The organism is Paractinoplanes abujensis (assembly GCF_014204895.1).
GTDB classification, from domain to species: domain Bacteria; phylum Actinomycetota; class Actinomycetes; order Mycobacteriales; family Micromonosporaceae; genus Actinoplanes; species Actinoplanes abujensis.
The window spans coordinates 1,011,487-1,027,813 of the sequence record NZ_JACHMF010000001.1 but is presented as its reverse complement, the minus strand read 5'-3'; the positions used below and the strand labels follow the sequence as shown (position 1 = coordinate 1,027,813).

Sequence of the window (16,327 nt, the reverse complement as noted above, 5' to 3'; positions counted from 1 at the left end):
ACGGTCCAGCCGGGATACTCGACGCATGAAGTCGATGAGCATCCGGCTACGCGAGATCGCCCACGAGACCGTGGCCATCACCGAGCGCGGCGACTATCCCGGCGTGGAGCGCGCGGTGGCGGGGACCCGGCTCTACCTCCCGGACACCCCGCTGCCGCCTCCGCCCGGCCCGCGGACGGCTGCCATCACCGTGACCGGCGAGACGACCCTGGCCGCGGCGCGCCGGCTCGGCGGTGACGTGGCGGCGCTGGTCTTCGCGTCGGCCCGCAGCCCGGGCGGCGGCTTCCTCAACGGCCGGGAAGCGCAGGAGGAAAGCATCGCGCGCAGTTCGGCGCTCTACCCCTGCCTCCGGGCGGCGGGCGACTTCTACTCCTACCACCGTGCGCACAAAGACCTGAGCTACAGCGACCGGGTGATCTACTCCCCGGGCGTGCCGGTGTTCCGCGACGACGACGGCGAACTGCTCGACCAGGCGTACGAGGTCTCGTTCCTCACCGCGGCCGCGCCCAACCTGACCGAGATCGTGCGGCAGCAACCGTCGCTGGCGCCCGGTGTGCCCACCGTGCTCGAAAGACGGGCCGCGCGGATCCTCGCGATCGCCGCCGCCCACGGTCACCGGCGGCTCGTGCTGGGCGCCTGGGGGTGCGGCGTCTTCGGCAACGACCCGGCCGTCGTGGCCGACATCTTCGCGCGGGTGCTGCGCGAGTGCGCGTGGTTCGACGAAGTGGTGTTCGCGGTGTACGGCCCGGACCGGATGCGCGCCGCCTTCAGCTCAAGTCTGCGTACATGATGTGCAGACCCACGCGACCCTCGACGGGGTGGGCGAAGGCGCCGGGGACCGTGCCCACGACGGAGAAGCCGAGACGCTCGTAGATCGCGACGGCCGACTTGTTGGACTCGGCCACGGCGTTGAACTGCATGCCCGCGTACCCGTGCTGCTTGGCCCACTCGAGAGCGAACCGGCACAGCGCCGTGCCCACGCCCCGGCCCCGGCTGACCGGGGCGACCATGAAACTGGCGGTGGCCACATGCGAGCCCGGGCCGGGCTTGTTGGGGCCGACCTTGGCCGTGCCCAGCACCTCGTCGCCGTCGACCGCGACCACCGTCTCGCCCGGCGGCGCCTCGAGCCAGATCGCGCGGGCCTGCTGCTCGGTCAGCGCAGGGTCATAGGTGAACGTGTCGGCGGCGCGGACCACCGCCCGCACGATCTCCCACACCTGCGGCCAGTCGGACTCGGTGAACTGCCGGATCAGCACGATGCGCACGATACCCAGTCTTCTCCGTCGCGGTGGGTAATTTTCTCAGGCCCCTGTCAGCCCGCGCCGGGCACGATCCGGGGCATGACAGCAGCCACTCTGGTGGTCGCGGTGTCGCGGCCGTGGTTCTGGCCCGTCTCGTGGGTGCCGGCCTACCTGGGCCTGGTGCTGGCCGACCGGCAGCTCACCCCGGTCGACCCGCCCCGCACGCTGCTGGCCCTGCTCGTGCTGGGCCCGCTGGTGTGGGGGGCCGTGCTGACCCAGAACGACCTGCACGACCTGCCCAGCGACCGGGTCAACCCGCGCAAGGCCACCGCGCCCCTGGTCACCGGCGAGGTCGGCCCCGCGACCCTGCGCCGCTGGTACCGCCGGATCGCAGCCGCCGCGCTGCTCACGGCCCTGTTCATCGGCCCGCTGTTCGTGCTGGGCGTGGCCGGGGTGCTGCTGCTGGGCTGGGCGTACAGCGCTCCCCCGCTGCGCCTGAAGACCCGCCCCGGCTGGGACGTAGCGGTCAACGCCCTGGTCGTCGGCGTGGTCTCACCCGCCGCGGGCTGGGCCGTCACCGGCGACCCGCTGGACTTCCCGTGGCAGTTCGCGCTGATCGGCCTGCTCTTCGCGGCCGCCGTCTATGTGCCGACCACGGTCACCGACCTGCCCGCCGACACCGGCGCCGGGGACACCACGTTCGCCGTACGTTTCGGAGCCCGTACGGCGTACGGGGTGGGTCTGGCTCTTTGGGTCTCGGCCCTGGCAGTCGCGCTGCTGTGCGCCGCCACCGACACTGTGGTCCCCCGCTCGACCCTCGGGCCGCAGCTGGTCACCGTTCCCTTGCTGGTGACCGCGTACGCGATCCTGACCCGGCGCCCCACCATCCCGCGGATGGCCGCCCTGTCCCTGGTCTTCGCGATCCCGACGGCCGGTTTCGCGCTCGCCATCACCTGACCTCGGCGGGACTTTCCCCCACGTCACCGCGGCGCCTGACGCGGTGAGCCGGGACCACGGAGGGCCGATGCACCCGTGGACTGACAAGCAGCACAGCAGCTGCACATCGCGCTGACCCAGCTCTTCCCCACCAGCGCGCTGATCCGTCGGGTGGCCGGGACCGCTGGGGTCGACCAGGCCGATGTCAATGCCGAGCAGGCGAACGCCCACGCCTGCTCGGAGGTTCTCGACTACACGGGTCGCAACGGGCTGACGCGGAACCTGGTTGCGGCCGCCTTGGAGGAGACGCACGAAACCAGTCCGCACGCGGGCTCCTGAACGACCTCGCCACGACACCGAGCGCGACGCCGGCTGAGCGTTGACCAGAGCGGTGGCCGGTCCGCCGGCAATGCGGGCCGGCCACCCTTACACGGGGGCGGAGTTGATGCTTATTTGACCGAGCCCAGGGACAACCCTTGCACGAGTTTGTCCTGGGCGGCGAAACCCGCCACGAGCACCGGCAGTGAGACCACGAAGGCGGCCGCGCACAGCTGGGCCAGGAACAGGCCCTGGCTGGTGACGAACGAGGTCAGGAAGACCGGCGCCGTCTCGGCCACCGTGGCCGTCAGGACGCGGGCGAACAGCAGTTCGTTCCAGCTGAAGATGAAGCAGATCAGCGCGGTGGCCGCGATCCCGGGGGTGACGACGGGGGCGATGACCGAGCGCAGGGTCTTGGTCAGGCCGGCCCCGTCCATCGATGCGGCCTCGAGCATTTCGACGGGCACTTCGGACAGGAAGGAGCGCATCATCCACACCGCGATCGGCAGGTTCATCGAGGTGTAGAAGAGGATGAGCAGCCAGATGTTGTCGAGCAGGCCGGCGTTCTGGGCGAACAGGTACAGCGGCAGCAGACCGGCTACGACCGGGAGCATTTTGGTGGACAGAAAGAAGAAGAGCACGTCGCTCCACTTCTTGACCGGTTTGATGCTCAGGGCGTAGGCGGCGGGCAGGGAGAGCAGGAGCACCAGCAGGGTGGAGACGACGCTGGCGGTCAGCGAGTTGAGCAGCGGCGGCCACGGGCTGGCGCCGCCGGAGAAGAACTCGCGGTAGCCCTCGAGGGTGAGCGGCGCGAAGACGGCCGGCGGGTTGGTGGCGGCGTTGGCCTCGGAGTGGAACGAGGTCAGCACCATCCAGACGACCGGCAGCACGAAGAGGATGCCGACGACCCACGCGAGCAGGCTGAGCCAGACGTTGGCGCCTTCGCGGCGCTTCTTGACCGGGCGGCCCCGCTCGTCGCGGGTGGCCGGGACGGGCGCGGTGTCGGTGACGCTGCTCATCGGCCGGCCTCCTCCTTGAAGAGCGACGAGACCGTACGCAGGGCGAACGTCGCGATGATGATGGTGCCGAGCACGACGACGACCGCGGCGGCGGACGCCCGGCCGTAGTCGTGGGCCTGGTAGAAGATCTGGTAGATCGTGTACGGCAGGTTGGCCGTGCCCAGGCCGCCGGACGTGATCGTGAAGACCGCGTCGAAGTTCTGCACGATGTAGATCGAGCCCAGCAGCGCGCCCAGTTCCAGGTACTGCCGCAGGTGCGGGAGCGTCATGCTGCGGAAGATCTGCCAGTTGTTGGCGCCGTCGATGCGGGCCGCCTCGATCACGTCGAGCGGGCGCCCCTGCAGGCCGGCCAGCAGGATCAGCATCATGAACGGGGTCCACTGCCAGACCAGGGCGAAGATGACCGCCCACAGCGGCATGTTGCTGATCCAGTCCGGCTGCGGCGGGTTGTCCGAGCCGAACAGGCCCCAGATCCAGGTCAGCGCGCCGTTGAACAGCCCGTACTCGGGGTTGTAGAGGGCGTGCTTCCAGATCAGCGCGGCGGCCACCGGGACCACCAGGAACGGCGCGATCATCATGGTGCGCACGGCGCCCCGGCCGCGGAACTTGCGGTCGAGCAGCAGCGCGATGCCCAGGCCGAGCAGCAGGCTGATCAGCACGACACCGGCGGTGAGCAGGATCGTGGTCCAGACCGCGTCGCGCATGTTGACGTCGGTGAAGACGCGGGCGAAGTTGTCGAACCCGGCGAAGCCGACCTCGTCGGGGTAGTAAGCGTTCCAGTCCATGAACGAGATGACCAGCGTGGCCACGAACGGCAGCTGCGTCACGATGATCATGAAGATGAGCGCGGGCAGCAGGGGCGCGCGGCGGGCCCAGGCCGAGGCCCGGCGGGCGACACCCGGTGGCGGTGTCTCCGCGGCGCCGACCTCTGACTTCTCGGCAACCGAAGTCATGGCTAACCCTCCTCCCGGGACTTGTAGCGTTCGGCGACGTCCTCGGCCAGCCGCTGGCCGCGGTCCAGCGCCTCGTCGACGCTCATCTGGCCGGCGATCGCCGAGCTCACGTACTGCGACGCCTGGGTGCCGAGGTCGGTGAACTCGGGGATGTCGATGAACTGGATGCCGATCGCGGGGCGTTCCTGCAGACCGGGGTTGCGCGGGTCGGCGGACTCGATCGCCGCCTTGGTCGGTTCGGCGAACGAGGCCGCCACGCCGAGGTAGTCCTGGTTCTCGTACGTCGAGGCGCGCTTGCCGGCGGGGACGCTGGACCAGCCGACCTGCCGGCCGACGAGTTCCTCGTACTGCCGGCTGGACGCCCACGAGATGAACTTCCAGGCGTTGTCCTTCTTGTCGCTGGCCTGCTGGATGCTCCACGACCAGGCGTACAGCCAGCCCGAGCTGTCGGTCTTGACCACCGGGGCCGGCGCGTAGCCGATCTTGCCCTTGACCGGTGAGTCGTCGGCCTCCAGAGAACCGGCGGCGCTGGTGGCGTCGTACCACATCGCCACGTTGCCCTGGATCAGGTTGTTCAGGCACTCGGTGAAGCCGGCCTGGGGGGCGCCGTTCTCGCCGTGCGCCCGTACGAGGTCCACATAGAACTTGGTGGCCTCGGTGAACTCGGGCCCATTGACCTTGGGTGTCCAGTCCTTCTCGAACCAGGTGCCGCCGAACGTGTTGACCACGGTGGTGAGCGGCGCGAAGATCTGACCCCAGCCGGGCTGGCCGCGCAGGCAGATCCCGCGCATGCCGGGCTGCTTGTTGTCGACCTGAGCGGCGATGTCGGCCACCTGCTGCCAGGTCGGCTTCGCGGGCATCTGCACGTTGTTCTGGTCGAGCACGTCCTTGCGGTACATCAGGAACGAGGACTCGCCGTAGAAGGGCTCGCCGTAGAGTTTGCCGTCGTCAGCGGTCAGCGACTGCGTCATCGGTTTGAGGATGTCGTCCTGGTCGAACTGGGTGTCGGCCCGGACGTAGTCGTCGAGCGGGGCGATCCACTTCGACTTGGCGTAGATCGGGATCTCGAAGTTGCTCAGCGAGGCCACGTCGTACTGCCCGGCCTGGCTGGAGAACTCCTGGCTGATCTTGTCGCGGACGTCGTTCTCGGGCAGCACCGTGAAGTTCACGTTGATGCCGGTTTCTCTGGTGAAGTTGTCCGCGGTGAGCCGCTGCAGATCGATCATCTGCGGGTTGTTCACCATCAGGACGTTGATGCTGTTGGGTCCTCCGCCGCCCGGCCCACCGCCCCAGCCGGCGCACCCGGTCAGGGTGAGCACGACGGTGGCGGTGGCGGCGAGCACGGCGCGCGTGCGCCTGCGTGACATCCGGCCTCCCCGGCGAGGCTTGATCGGTTTCGGCGCCACCACCCGAGAGTGTGACGCCAGTAACACACCGGCCTCAGTAGATGCCTGAGATCGACAGGATGTCAACCATTCGTCACGCTGTGTCGGGCCGAACGGGCATCGTCGCTTCCCCCGAACGTCCTATGTGGAGACCACCCGGGCCCGGTTGCCGAGGACCTCGACGACGTCGCCCGGGTGCAGCTGGCGGCCCCGGCGGGTGTCCACCTCGCCGTTGACCGCCACGTCGCCCGAGGCGATGAGGATCTTGCCCTCGCCGCCGGTGTCGATGAGGTCGGCCAGCTTGAGGAACTGTCCGAGTCTGATCATGTCGCCGTCGATCGGCACGTCACGCATCCCGACATCATCCGGCAAAACTTTTCCGTGAGCGTTGAACCTTTGCCGCCTGTGATCCGAACTACCCCTCGTGAGGTACTCCCAGCTGGCCCGCCGCGCGGGCGTTCCGGTCGCCGCCGCTGTCCTCGGTGCGCTCGTCGCCACCCCGGCCCTGGCCGACGTGACGGTGTCGCCGACGACCGCTTACCAGGGCGGCGCAGAGAACCTGACTCTTCACGTCACGAACGACGGCGCCCAGCCGATCCATACGATCACGGTGAAGTTCCGCGACGACACCCCGCTGGCCGAGGCCTATCCGCTCTCCGTGCCGGACTGGGCGCCGAAGATCACGATGCGCAAGATCTCGACGCCGCTGACGACCGTGCACGGCGACAACAAGACGACCGACGTCGCCGCTTCGATCACCTGGCTCGCGATGCCCGGCAAGGACCTGCAGCCCGGCAAGAGCACCGACCTGGCGGTCGCGGTGGGGCCACTGCCCCAGCTCAGCTCGATCCAGCTCGACGTGGCCACCACGCTGCCCGACGGCAAGGCCGGCCCGGCGCTGACCTCGCCCACGCTGACGCTGACCCCCGACCCGACCGGTCAGAAGGCCGCGCACGCACACAGCATCAACGGTGGCTCCGGCACGACCGCCGGCGAGCAGGCGGCGCAGGAGGCCGAGCTCTTCCAAGCCGCCATCGAGGAGGCCGGTCGCGGCCCGTCGATCTGGTCGATCGGCGGCTGGGTGGTCGCCGGCCTGGCCCTGCTGGGTGGCGCTTTCGTGATGTGGCGCAGCCGGCACCGCGCCGACGAGGAGCCCGACGACTCCGCGCCGGAAGAGGAGCCCGCAACCGAGGAGAAGGAGCCCGTCGCCGCGGGCAGCGGCACCAGCAAGTGGGCCTACAAGGGCTGACGCAAAGACGCTCCCGCGCTGGTGGACGCGGGACGACAGTCGTGTTGACGCGCGTGGGGCGCGGCGCACGACCGGCGGGTGGGGTCAATGGGCATGATCCACGATCCGCGAACGGGGGGCGGGAGTTCTTCTTCCGCCCCCCAATACTGTGCTCAGACCGAGACCGTACGCGGGGAGTTCAGCGCCTCGACGATCTCGCGCTGGACCCGCTCGGAATCCTCGTGCGGCACCTGGCACGTGCCGGCCGCGATGTGCCCGCCCCCGCCGTAGCGCAGCATGACCTCGCCCACGTCCACCGGTGACGTGCGGTCGAGGATCGACTTGCCGCAGGCGAAAACGGTGTTGAGCTTCTGCCGGCCCCAGATGATGTGCACCGACACGCGCGAGGTGGGGAACAGCGCGTACACCATGAACCGGTTGCCCGCGTGGATCACCTCCTCCTCCCGCAGATCGACCACGACGACGTCGCCCTCGAGGTGACTGACCCGCTTGAGCTGCTCCACGAAGAGGTCGTGCTGCGCCCGGTAGAGCTCGGCGCGCTCGGCCACGTCGGGCAGCGCGAGGATCTCGCGGACGTCGTTGTGCTGGATGCAGGCGTCGATGAGCTGCATCATCAGGTCGTAGTTGGAGATCCGGAACTCGCGGAACCGGCCCAGCCCTGTCCGGCTGTCCATCAGGAAGTTCAGCAGCGTCCAGCCCTGTGGTTCGAGGATGTCCTCGAGGGCGTAGTCGGCCGAGTCGGCCTGATCCACCGCGTACATGAGCCCGTTGGAGACGTCCGGGAAGCGCTCGCGGCCGCCGTAGTACTCGTAGATCACCCGGGCCGCCGAGGGTGCGTCGGCATCGATGATGTGATTGCTGAGGTCACCCTCGTTGCGCAGCGTCTCGGAATGGTGGTGGTCGAACACCATGTGAGCGCCGGGTGCGTACGGGAGGTTGGTGAGAATGTCGTTCTCGGTCACCTCGACCTGGCCGTCCTGCACATCCTTGGGGTGCACGAACGTGATGTCGTCGATCATGTCGAGGTGGCGCAGCAGCACCGCGCAGACCAAACCGTCGAAGTCGCTGCGGGTTACGAGCCGGTACTTCACTGAGTCCCCCTCTGTGCCGGTGGGTACACCCCAGTTTGCCACTTATGTCGCTGTATTCCGGGTCGCATCGGGGGATGGATGTGAACCTTTCCGGCTCGACGCTGCGTAGAGTTTTCCCGGACGGTCCCAACGGTCGGAGGACACGCAATAACCATGGACAACGCCCCTCAGCTCATCCAGGAGCGCAGCGCCCCGCCCGCCACGCTGGTGATCTTCGGCGCCTCGGGTGACCTCACGCGCCGCAAGCTCCTCCCGGCCGTGGAGAGCCTCGCCCGGCACAATCGCCTGCCCAGCCAGTTCGCCCTGGTCGGCGTGGCCCGCACGCCGATGGGCGACGAGCAGTTCGCGGACAGCGCGCTGGGCGACCGCAGCCTGCTCGACAAACCCCAGCTTCAAGGCGGAATCCGGTATGTTTCGGGCGGCTACGACGACCCCGACACCTACAAGCGGCTGGCCGAGACCCTCGACGGGCTCGACGCCGAGCGCGGCACCTCCGGCAACCGCCTGTTCTACCTGTCCACCCCGGCCGAGGCCTTCGAGCCGGTGATCAACGGGCTGGCCGGCGCCGGGCTCAACCACGCGCGTGAGGGCTCCTTCTCGCGGCTGGTCATCGAGAAGCCGTACGGGCGGGACCTGCCGAGCGCCCGTGAGCTCGACGCCGTCGTGCACGGCTCGTTCGACGAGCCCCAGGTCTTCCGCATCGACCACTACCTGGGCAAAGACACCGTGCAGAACGTGCTCGCGCTGCGCTTCGCCAACTCCATCTTCCAGCCGATCTGGGACCGTTCCTGGGTCGACCACGTGCAGATCACCGTGGCCGAGACCCTCGGCGTGGGCACCCGCGGCGGCTTCTACGAGCACGCCGGCGCGATGCGCGACATCGTGCAGAACCACGTGCTGCAGGTGCTCGCGCTCGCCCTCATGGAGCCGCCGGCGTCGTTCGAGGCCGAGGGCCTGCGCAACGAGAAGGTGAAGCTGCTCCAGGCGATCCGGCTGCCCACCAACCGCGACATCGCCGACCTCGCCGTGCGCGGGCAGTACACGCGCGGTGGCACCCGGAACGACCTGATGGCCGGTTACCGCGAGGAAGTGGGCGTCGACCCCCTTTCCCGTACGGAGACGTACGCGGCCATGCGGCTCAACGTCGACAACTGGCGCTGGGCCGGCGTGCCGTTCTACGTGCGTACGGGAAAGCGGTTGCCGGCCCGGGTGACCGAGGTGGCCCTGCAGTTCCAGCGGCCGCCGCACCTGCCGATCCCGCAGGACCAGCTGACCGGGCTCGAGGCTGACGCGCTCATTCTGCGGATCCAGCCCAACGAGGGCATCTCGCTGCGCTTCGGGGCCAAGGTGCCGGGCCACTCGTTCCGGGTGCGCACGGCGTCCATGGATTTCTCGTACGAGCAGACGTTCGCCGAGGAGTCCCCCGAGGCCTACGAGCGGCTGCTGCTCGACGCGCTGCTGGGCGACCCCACGCTGTTCATCCGCAGCGACGAGGTCGAGCAGTCGTGGCGCGTGGTCGACCCGATCATCGAGCACTGGGCGTCGGACAACTCGCCGATCCCGACCTACGAGGCGGCCTCGTGGGGCCCGGCCGACGCCGACCGGCTGATCGGACGCTCGGGCCGGGCCTGGAAGAACAGCATTTAAGCGGACTTGCGCGCGGCGAGGGCTTCCAGAGCTCTCGCCGCGTGGTCGTTCATGTTCGTCTCGGAGTGGATGACCTCGAGGACGCGGCGATCCGTGTCGATCACGAAGGTCATCCGCTTCGTGCTGAGCGGGCCCAGCGGCAGCTTGCGCTTGACGCCCATGGCCGACGCGACCTTGCCGTCGGGGTCGCTGAGCAGCGGGTAGTCGAAGCTGTGCTTGTCGGAGAACTGCTTCTGCTTCTCCGGCTTGTCCCGGCTGATGCCGACCCGCTGCGCGCCCGCCTCGCGGAACTCGGCCCCCAGATCGCGGAAGGTGCACGCCTCGGCGGTGCAGCCCGTGCTGAGCGCGGCCGGATAGAAGAACAGCACCACCGGGCCCTCGGCGAGCAGCGCGCTCAGCCGGCGCGGGACGCCATTCTGATCTTCCAGCTCGAAGTCTTCGACGACGTCACCTGCGTTAATGCTCACAGCAGCAACTTACTCCCCAGTAGCCGATTCGGCCATCGGGGCACCACTCCCCTAGGCTGAGACTCACCCCCCGACAGCTACACCGAAGGCGACACCACGATGCAGGTCTCGGTCGCGCACCACCCGCCGAACACGGCCGTGCTGGTGCTGCGTGGTTCACTCGACATCGACACCGCGCCCGTTCTCAAGGCGAACCTGACCCGGCTCGTCGACCGCCCCTCACCCCGGGTGGTCGTCGACGTCTCGGGGCTGGATTTCTGCGACTCCATGGGGGTCGGGGTGCTGGTCACCGCGCACGGCCGCGCCACCGAACGCGACGGGTGGGTGCGACTGGCCGCGCCGTCCGGCTTCCTGCGCCGCCTCTTCGACACCCTGGGCCTGACCGACTACCTGGCCCTGTTCCCGGACGTGGAAACGGCTCTCAAGGACTGAGCCTCAAGAGCCGTTACTGATCCCGTGCGCTCGATCGCGCGTGGCCGCTCGAAGCGGCCACGCGCTCCTCGTTGAGACGGGTATTAGCTGGTCACGCCGAACACGATGCGGCCCAGCGTGTCCTCGATGCCGGTGAAGCCCTCGGCCGGCAGGAACGTGCTGTCGCCGAAGTCGACGTCGACGTCGTCGGCCGTGCCGCCGACACCGTCCGGTCCGACACCGAACAGCGTGCCGAAGCCGGTGCCGCCCGCGTCCATCAGGTTGGGCAGCTCATCCTGGTTGTCGGTGTGGAAGTTGCCGAAGAAGTGCCCGGCCTCGTGCGCGATCACGTTGCTCAGGCCCTGGGCCACGAACGCGAGGCGGTTGCTCTCCGGCCCGATGTACGTGTTGAGCGAGGCCGGCGTCGAATCGGCCGGTGAGCTCAGCACGTCCAGCAGCACCAGAGCGGTCTCCTCGGTCTCGAAGTTGCCCGGGTCGATGCTCTGCGCGATGCCGATGGTGTCGACACCCGACTCGTCGATCGTGCCGCCCACGACGACCCGGCTGACGTTGGCCTTGCCCCACGTGTCGGCGTTGTCCTTGCTGTTCGCGATCTTGATTTTGAACTTGCTGTTGAGGCCGCTCTCCTCGAGGTCACGCTTGATGTTCTCGGTGACCCCGGCCACGACGGCGTCGATCAGCGCGTCCTCGTCGGCACGGGTCAGACCCCAACTGGTCAGGAACGCCGCGAGCGGGCTCAGGTCCCGGTTGCCCGCGCCGCCGAACACGCCGGTGTTGACCCGCGCGCCGTCGAAGTCCAGGTAGAGCGTCTGCACCGGCTTGGCGCCCTGCAGCACCGGGCGGTAAGCCTCGACCGTGATGTCGTACGCCCCGGAACCGCTGGCCACGCCGACGTAGTGCCAGCCGGCCTTGGTCGCGACGTAATCGGTGACCGCGTTGCCACCGGCGGGCAGCGGCGAGTCGACCGGGTAGATGTACGACGCGTCCTGACGTGAACCGTGCGCCTCCCGCGGCACGGTGTCGTAGACGGTCAGGTACGTAGCCGAGCCGGTCACCGACGCGCCGAGCACGTCGCCCGCCTTCAGCTTGATCGCGAAGAAGTCCTCGTCGACGCCGCCGACGGTGGTGGTCAGCGTGTACGGGCCCTCGGTGGGCGGGGTCGGGTCGCCGATGCCGCCGCCGCTGCCCGAGTCGAACGGGTCGGCGGGCAGGCCACCGTACGCCGCGACGGCCGCGTAGAAGACGCCGGTCGCGGGCACCCGGTATGTGATCTTGCTGTCGAAGCCGCCGAAGTCGTCGTTGACCGCGAGCAGGGTGCCGTCCGGCGCGAACAGCTGCAGGACGGTGTCCAACGGCCCGGTCGGGGTCGCGGTCTGGATCGTCAGGACCTTGCCGGCCTGTGCGGTGATCTTGAAGAAGTCGAAGTCGTTGCTGCCGTCACCGGTCTGCCGCCCGTGCGGCCCGTCACCGATCTGCGAATTGACCACGGCGCCGCGCCGCGTGCCGGCGCCGATCCCGGTGTCACCGGCCAACGTGATCGAACCGTCGTCCTCGGGCGCCGGGGCGACCGTCGGCGTGGCCACTGTCTCATTGTCCAAGCTGCCCAAGATGCGGATCTTCGAGAACTGACCCGAGCCGGTGCCGTAGCCGGTGATCCGCTGCGCGTTGACGGGGATGTCGTTGCCGCCGGAGGTGCCGGGCAACTCGTCCTCGTCGACCACGACCGCCGGGGTGGCGGCGGCCTTCGCGGCCTTTGCCTCCTTCGCCTTGGTCCGGGTCGCGGCCTTGGCCTTGGACTGGGACTTCATGTAGTTGACCCAGCCCGAATAGTCGACCTTGGCCGGGTCGGGCACCTCGGCCAGGAACGGGTTCGGCCCCTTGGGCTTCGCCCCGTACGGCGCCTTGGGCGCGATCCCGACACCCGCGGCGAGCGAGGCCTGATCGGCCGGGCTCAACTCGGTGGGCGCCGGTTTCGGTTCGGCCTGAGCGGCCCCCGGAGCCATCAGAGCAAGCCCCAGAACGGCGACAGAGACGGTCGCGATGCTTCTTCGCATCAATTCCCCCTTCAGCCCATCGGCGGCCCCCCGGCCGCGGACGGCACCACCGAACCTACTGAAGAAGATCGTCGATATCTACATGTGTCTATAAGATGTAACGACTCTTTACGAACCGTCAGGGTGGGGCTTGCGAGAACCCAGGACCGGCCGCACCGCACCGCTCGCCGCCGCCGGACGACCAAGGACTGACGGCTGTTGCCGACCGTGACCGCGGGGGGCCCGAAAACTCCGCGCGCAGCCGAACCTGCTGATCCTGCGTGAACGCAGCCGGTTCCGGCACCGGCCTTCGGCGCCTGCTTTCCACGCCCGAATCCGCGAACTCATCATTCGGCGGATCAGGCCGGTTTCCTGGGTGACGCTTCGGCGGCTCACATTTGCTTGGCGGGCTTCAATGATGACTTTGGTTGCCGTATGACTTCGGTTGCGGTGACCACTTGCGGCCGCTTCGGGCCTGCGGCTAGCTGCAACTCGCCATTCGGTGGTTGCGGTCAGATCGGGGAAATTGAGCCGCTGCGCGGGATCGAGTCGGGCATGGGTCGAAGGCGGAGTTCGGAACGGACTTAAGCAGAGGCCGACAGGTCTGGGTTGCTGAGAACGGGCATCGAGGGGCGAGCGGCGACAAAGGCAATGGCACCTGTGGGAAGGGCTGAGAATCTCGCGGTGGGCAGCGGCAGGCGGCGGGCGGCGGCCAACGGGCAGCGGGCAGCGGGCAGCGGGCATCGGGCGACGAGCGGCGAGCGACGGGCGACGGGCGACGGGCGACGGGCGACGGCGGCAGCCTCACGAGGCCTGGTCAGGCCGGCCGAGCCTCAGGCAAGTTCGGCCGGCAGAATTCCCTGGCGTACGGCCGCGACCAACGCCGCGTGGTCGCTCTCCACCTGGTCGGCGTAGGAGCGGGCGAAACGGCACAATGCGTCGGCCATCTTGTCGCTGCTGCCGATGTAGCCGGAGATCATCGAGGCTCCGCTGGTGCGGGCGTGGGATTTGGCCAGCAGGTAACCGCAGATGCCGGCGTAGTCGGCCAGGGCGCGGGCGTCGATGTCCTCGACGACGATGGCGCCTTTCATGTCGCGGAACTGCCGTACGTAGAACTGCTGGTCGCCCACGGTGGCCCAGCCCAGCAACGGGTCGGAGACCGTCTGCAGGGCCTGCTGGTATTCGACCACCCGTTGGCCTTGGTGGCGGTGCCAGGCGGCGTCGCCGTGCTGGTGGTGGGCGATCACTGAGCGGCGGGCCTGTTTGAGTTGCAGGAAGACCACGTCGGAGGGGCTGCTGCCTTCGCACAGGGCCACGTAGGCGCGCAGGCCGACGGAGCCGACGCCGACGACTTTGTGGGCGATGTCGACGATGCGGTAGCCGGCCAGGATGCGGGCCCAGTGGGGTGGCAGCGTGTTCAGGTAGCCGTCCAGGGCTTCGGCCAGCTGTTCGGCTTCCAGCTCGCTGGGCCGGGTGATCAGCGGTGGTTCCTCGACGAGCTTGGCTGTGCCGTCGCGGCGTTCGGTGAACCGGGGTAGCGCGCGGTCGCTGGTGCGGCGGCGGGCGCGGCGGGCGGCGCGGTCGATCTCGGCGCGGAAGCTGGCCCGGGTGGCCGCGGAGCGGAGGCGGTCCACGTCCATCTGGTCGAACGAGCGGGCCAGCAGCGGCAGTTCGGCCAGGTGCCCGATCTGGTCCTGGTATTCCTCGACGCAGTGGTGCACGGCTTCGGCGCAGGCGCTCTCCTTGAAGCCGTTCTGCCGGCCGGCCACGTACACGCTGGTCACGAGCCGGCGCAGGTCCCATTCCCAGGCGCCGGGGTGGGCCTCGTCGAAGTCGTTGAGGTCGAACACGAGCTCGCGTTCGGGTGAGGCGTAGAAGCCGAAGTTGCCCAGGTGGGCGTCGCCGCAGATGACGGGGGTGATGCCGGTGGCGGGCAGGGAGGCGAAGTCGTCGGCCATCACGTTGGCCGAGCCGCGCAGGTACGCGTACGGGGATTGGATCATCCGGCCGACGCGGACGGGCACGAGCCAGGCCTGGCGGCCCAGGTTGGCGTGCATGATCTGGGTGACCGGGTCGACCCGGCCGTCGGGAACCGCCCAGTGGGCCATGTCCGAGCGGTGTGCGCGTTCGCGCAGCGACCGGCCCACCTCGTACCGCTCGGCGCGGGGCCGGGCCTGCATCCGCAGGGAGGCGAAGCCTTCGTCGACGGCGGCGTCGAGGACGACATGTCCAGTTGCTGGTTCCATCACGGCCACCATAGAGGGACGCAGTTGAGACTTCAGTACCTCCCAGGTGGGTTAACGCTCGTTCAACGGATGGTGTCAGCGCGCCGACACGAGGCCGAACGTCGAAGGCGGGACCGACGGGAAGACCTGCGACAACGAGCCGAAGCCGCAGCGCTTCTGCAGGATCTCACCGATCACAGCCCGGTAGTCGGTGGTGGCGGCGAGGTCACCCGCCACGAGCGCGGCCGGGGCCAGCCCGGGCCACTTGGCGTACACCCGGCCGCCTTTGACCCCGCCGCCGAGCAGCAGCATCGCGTTGCCGTGCCCGTGGTCGGCGCCGCGGGAACCGTTCTCCTGGACGCGCCGGCCGAACTCGCTGATCGTCAGCAGCGTCACCGACTTCATGCCCTCGGGTCCGAGGTCGGCCGCGAACGCCGCCAGGGCCGTGGCCAGGTCGGTCAGGTTGTCGTACATGCGCTGGCCCTTGGCCGCCGTGCCCAGACCCTCGTGCATGTCCCAGTCGCCGCAGTCGACCGCGGCCGTGGCCAGGCCCACGCCGGCTTTGATCAGCCGGGCCACGTCGCGCAGGGCGTTGCCCAGCTCGGTGGCCGGGTAGGTCGCGGCGGGCGTGTACGGGGTCGCGCGCACACCCGCGGTCGCGGTCAGCGCGCCGTCGGCGGCCAGGGCGGGAGCCGACAGCAGCTGGGGCGCGTCGGCGTACATGGCCCGCAGCGCCGCCGCCACGGGACGTTTGGCCGAGTCGCCGGCCAGCGTGAACTTGTCGACCGCGGCCATCGACACCGCCGGGGTGGGCCCGGCGAACAGGCGGTTGGGCATGGCGTGGCCGACCGACACCCCGGCCAGGGCGCCCGCGGCACCGGACGCGCCGAGCATGCGCTCCAGCCAGCCGCTGCGGATCGAGGTGCCGGGGGCCGCGTTCTCCATGGCCTCCATGGCGGCGAAGTGGGAACGGGTCGGGTTGGGCTGGCCCACCGCGTGCACGCCGGCGAGCTGCCCGCTCTGCCACAGCGGCAGCAGCGGGGCCAGCGCCGGGTGCAGGCCGAACGTGCCGTCCCCGGCGATGACCTGCGCCTTGGGCACGCCGATGGTGGGGCGCGCCTTGTAGTAGTCGGGGTCGCCGATCGGGGCCAGCGCCGACAGCCCGTCGAAGCCGCCGTGCAACGAGAGCACCACGAGCGTGTCGCCGGTGTAACCCGGGGCCGCGTACGCGAGCTGGGTCGACACGCCCGCACCGGCCAGACCGGCCAGGGTGGCCGCGCCGAGCAGGCCCCGGCGCGACAGGGTCGCCTCTCCGCAGTCGAACATGATGG

Annotated in this window: 16 protein-coding genes; 6 read left to right on the top strand and 10 right to left on the bottom strand. The window is 69.4% G+C overall.

Annotated features, from left to right (window positions below; genetic code table 11):
* Positions 1-25 precede the first annotated feature (25 nt).
* Positions 26-790 carry a TIGR02452 family protein gene (locus BKA14_RS04095; protein WP_308441153.1) on the top strand — a complete coding sequence of 255 codons (765 nt, stop codon included), beginning with the start codon at positions 26-28 and terminating at the stop codon, positions 788-790.
* Here BKA14_RS04095 and BKA14_RS04090 read toward each other — a convergent pair.
* Positions 768-1,256, bottom strand: coding sequence for a GNAT family N-acetyltransferase (locus BKA14_RS04090; RefSeq protein WP_184956539.1), 489 nt, complete (start codon positions 1,254-1,256; stop codon positions 768-770). The genes BKA14_RS04095 and BKA14_RS04090 overlap by 23 nt on opposite strands.
* Positions 1,257-1,340: 84 nt before the next feature.
* Here BKA14_RS04090 and BKA14_RS04085 point away from each other — a divergent pair, with 84 nt between their 5' ends.
* Together BKA14_RS04085 and BKA14_RS45485 are read left to right on the top strand one after the other, a co-directional pair.
* A complete protein-coding gene (locus BKA14_RS04085; protein ID WP_184949595.1) occupies positions 1,341-2,198 on the top strand; it encodes a UbiA prenyltransferase family protein in 858 nt (285 codons plus the stop codon).
* Positions 2,199-2,297: 99 nt separating this feature from the next.
* Entirely contained in the window at positions 2,298-2,516 is a 219-nt protein-coding gene (locus BKA14_RS45485) for an effector-associated domain EAD1-containing protein (protein ID WP_221477529.1), read from the top strand.
* Between the two features lie 110 nt (positions 2,517-2,626).
* On the opposite strand, the gene BKA14_RS04080 is transcribed toward BKA14_RS45485, so the two are convergent.
* The 4 genes from BKA14_RS04080 to BKA14_RS04065 form a co-directional block, all read right to left on the bottom strand.
* On the bottom strand, positions 2,627-3,514 hold the full coding sequence (locus BKA14_RS04080; protein ID WP_184949594.1) for a carbohydrate ABC transporter permease: 888 nt from the start codon (positions 3,512-3,514) through the stop codon (positions 2,627-2,629).
* Positions 3,511-4,467, bottom strand: coding sequence for a carbohydrate ABC transporter permease (locus BKA14_RS04075; RefSeq protein WP_184949593.1), 957 nt, complete (start codon positions 4,465-4,467; stop codon positions 3,511-3,513). The genes BKA14_RS04080 and BKA14_RS04075 overlap by 4 nt, the downstream gene beginning before the upstream one ends.
* A 2-nt stretch (positions 4,468-4,469) precedes the next feature.
* The gene (locus BKA14_RS04070) at positions 4,470-5,834 is read right to left on the bottom strand and encodes an ABC transporter substrate-binding protein (RefSeq protein ID WP_184949592.1); all 1,365 of its coding nucleotides are present in this window, start codon (positions 5,832-5,834) and stop codon (positions 4,470-4,472) included.
* 159 nt (positions 5,835-5,993) lie between these two features.
* Positions 5,994-6,206, bottom strand: a complete 213-nt coding sequence (locus tag BKA14_RS04065) for an RNA-binding S4 domain-containing protein (protein WP_184949591.1) — start codon at positions 6,204-6,206, stop codon at positions 5,994-5,996.
* 70 nt (positions 6,207-6,276) lie between these two features.
* Here BKA14_RS04065 and BKA14_RS04060 point away from each other — a divergent pair, with 70 nt between their 5' ends.
* Positions 6,277-7,101, top strand: coding sequence for a DUF1775 domain-containing protein (locus tag BKA14_RS04060; protein ID WP_184949590.1), 825 nt, complete (start codon positions 6,277-6,279; stop codon positions 7,099-7,101).
* Positions 7,102-7,253: 152 nt separating this feature from the next.
* Here the strand turns inward: BKA14_RS04060 and BKA14_RS04055 are convergent, their stop codons facing one another.
* Complete coding sequence (locus BKA14_RS04055) at positions 7,254-8,192, bottom strand: DHH family phosphoesterase (RefSeq protein ID WP_184949589.1); 939 nt, start codon at positions 8,190-8,192, stop codon at positions 7,254-7,256.
* A gap of 153 nt (positions 8,193-8,345) precedes the next feature.
* Here BKA14_RS04055 and zwf point away from each other — a divergent pair, with 153 nt between their 5' ends.
* Positions 8,346-9,839, top strand: coding sequence for a glucose-6-phosphate dehydrogenase (gene zwf / locus BKA14_RS04050; RefSeq protein WP_184949588.1), 1,494 nt, complete (start codon positions 8,346-8,348; stop codon positions 9,837-9,839).
* Here zwf and BKA14_RS04045 read toward each other — a convergent pair.
* A complete protein-coding gene (locus BKA14_RS04045) occupies positions 9,836-10,306 on the bottom strand; it encodes a peroxiredoxin (RefSeq protein WP_275412372.1) in 471 nt (156 codons plus the stop codon). The two genes, zwf and BKA14_RS04045, sit on opposite strands and share 4 nt — an antisense overlap.
* Positions 10,307-10,405: 99 nt before the next feature.
* Here BKA14_RS04045 and BKA14_RS04040 point away from each other — a divergent pair, with 99 nt between their 5' ends.
* On the top strand, positions 10,406-10,738 hold the full coding sequence (locus BKA14_RS04040) for an STAS domain-containing protein (protein WP_184949587.1): 333 nt from the start codon (positions 10,406-10,408) through the stop codon (positions 10,736-10,738).
* Positions 10,739-10,821: 83 nt separating this feature from the next.
* Here BKA14_RS04040 and BKA14_RS04035 read toward each other — a convergent pair whose 3' ends face one another.
* The 3 genes from BKA14_RS04035 to BKA14_RS04025 form a co-directional block, all read right to left on the bottom strand.
* Positions 10,822-12,792, bottom strand: coding sequence for a PPC domain-containing protein (locus BKA14_RS04035; protein ID WP_184949586.1), 1,971 nt, complete (start codon positions 12,790-12,792; stop codon positions 10,822-10,824).
* 812 nt (positions 12,793-13,604) lie between these two features.
* Complete coding sequence (locus BKA14_RS04030) at positions 13,605-15,017, bottom strand: DUF2252 domain-containing protein (RefSeq protein ID WP_184949585.1); 1,413 nt, start codon at positions 15,015-15,017, stop codon at positions 13,605-13,607.
* Positions 15,018-15,092: 75 nt separating this feature from the next.
* Positions 15,093-16,322 (bottom strand): DUF1501 domain-containing protein, encoded by a 1,230-nt coding sequence (locus BKA14_RS04025; RefSeq protein WP_184949584.1) that lies wholly within the window; start codon positions 16,320-16,322, stop codon positions 15,093-15,095.
* Positions 16,323-16,327: the final 5 nt, after the last annotated feature.

Coding starts and splice junctions, on each gene's coding strand:
- BKA14_RS04095 (WP_308441153.1), top strand. CDS start 26: ATGAAGTCGATGAGCATCCGGCTACGCGAGATCGCCCACGAGACCGTG.
- BKA14_RS04080 (WP_184949594.1), bottom strand. CDS start 3,514: ATGAGCAGCGTCACCGACACCGCGCCCGTCCCGGCCACCCGCGACGAG.
- zwf (WP_184949588.1), top strand. CDS start 8,346: ATGGACAACGCCCCTCAGCTCATCCAGGAGCGCAGCGCCCCGCCCGCC.
- BKA14_RS04075 (WP_184949593.1), bottom strand. CDS start 4,467: ATGACTTCGGTTGCCGAGAAGTCAGAGGTCGGCGCCGCGGAGACACCG.
- BKA14_RS04065 (WP_184949591.1), bottom strand. CDS start 6,206: ATGCGTGACGTGCCGATCGACGGCGACATGATCAGACTCGGACAGTTC.
- BKA14_RS04025 (WP_184949584.1), bottom strand. CDS start 16,322: ATGTTCGACTGCGGAGAGGCGACCCTGTCGCGCCGGGGCCTGCTCGGC.
- BKA14_RS04040 (WP_184949587.1), top strand. CDS start 10,406: ATGCAGGTCTCGGTCGCGCACCACCCGCCGAACACGGCCGTGCTGGTG.
- BKA14_RS04030 (WP_184949585.1), bottom strand. CDS start 15,017: ATGGAACCAGCAACTGGACATGTCGTCCTCGACGCCGCCGTCGACGAA.
- BKA14_RS04085 (WP_184949595.1), top strand. CDS start 1,341: ATGACAGCAGCCACTCTGGTGGTCGCGGTGTCGCGGCCGTGGTTCTGG.
- BKA14_RS04035 (WP_184949586.1), bottom strand. CDS start 12,792: ATGCGAAGAAGCATCGCGACCGTCTCTGTCGCCGTTCTGGGGCTTGCT.
- BKA14_RS04070 (WP_184949592.1), bottom strand. CDS start 5,834: ATGTCACGCAGGCGCACGCGCGCCGTGCTCGCCGCCACCGCCACCGTC.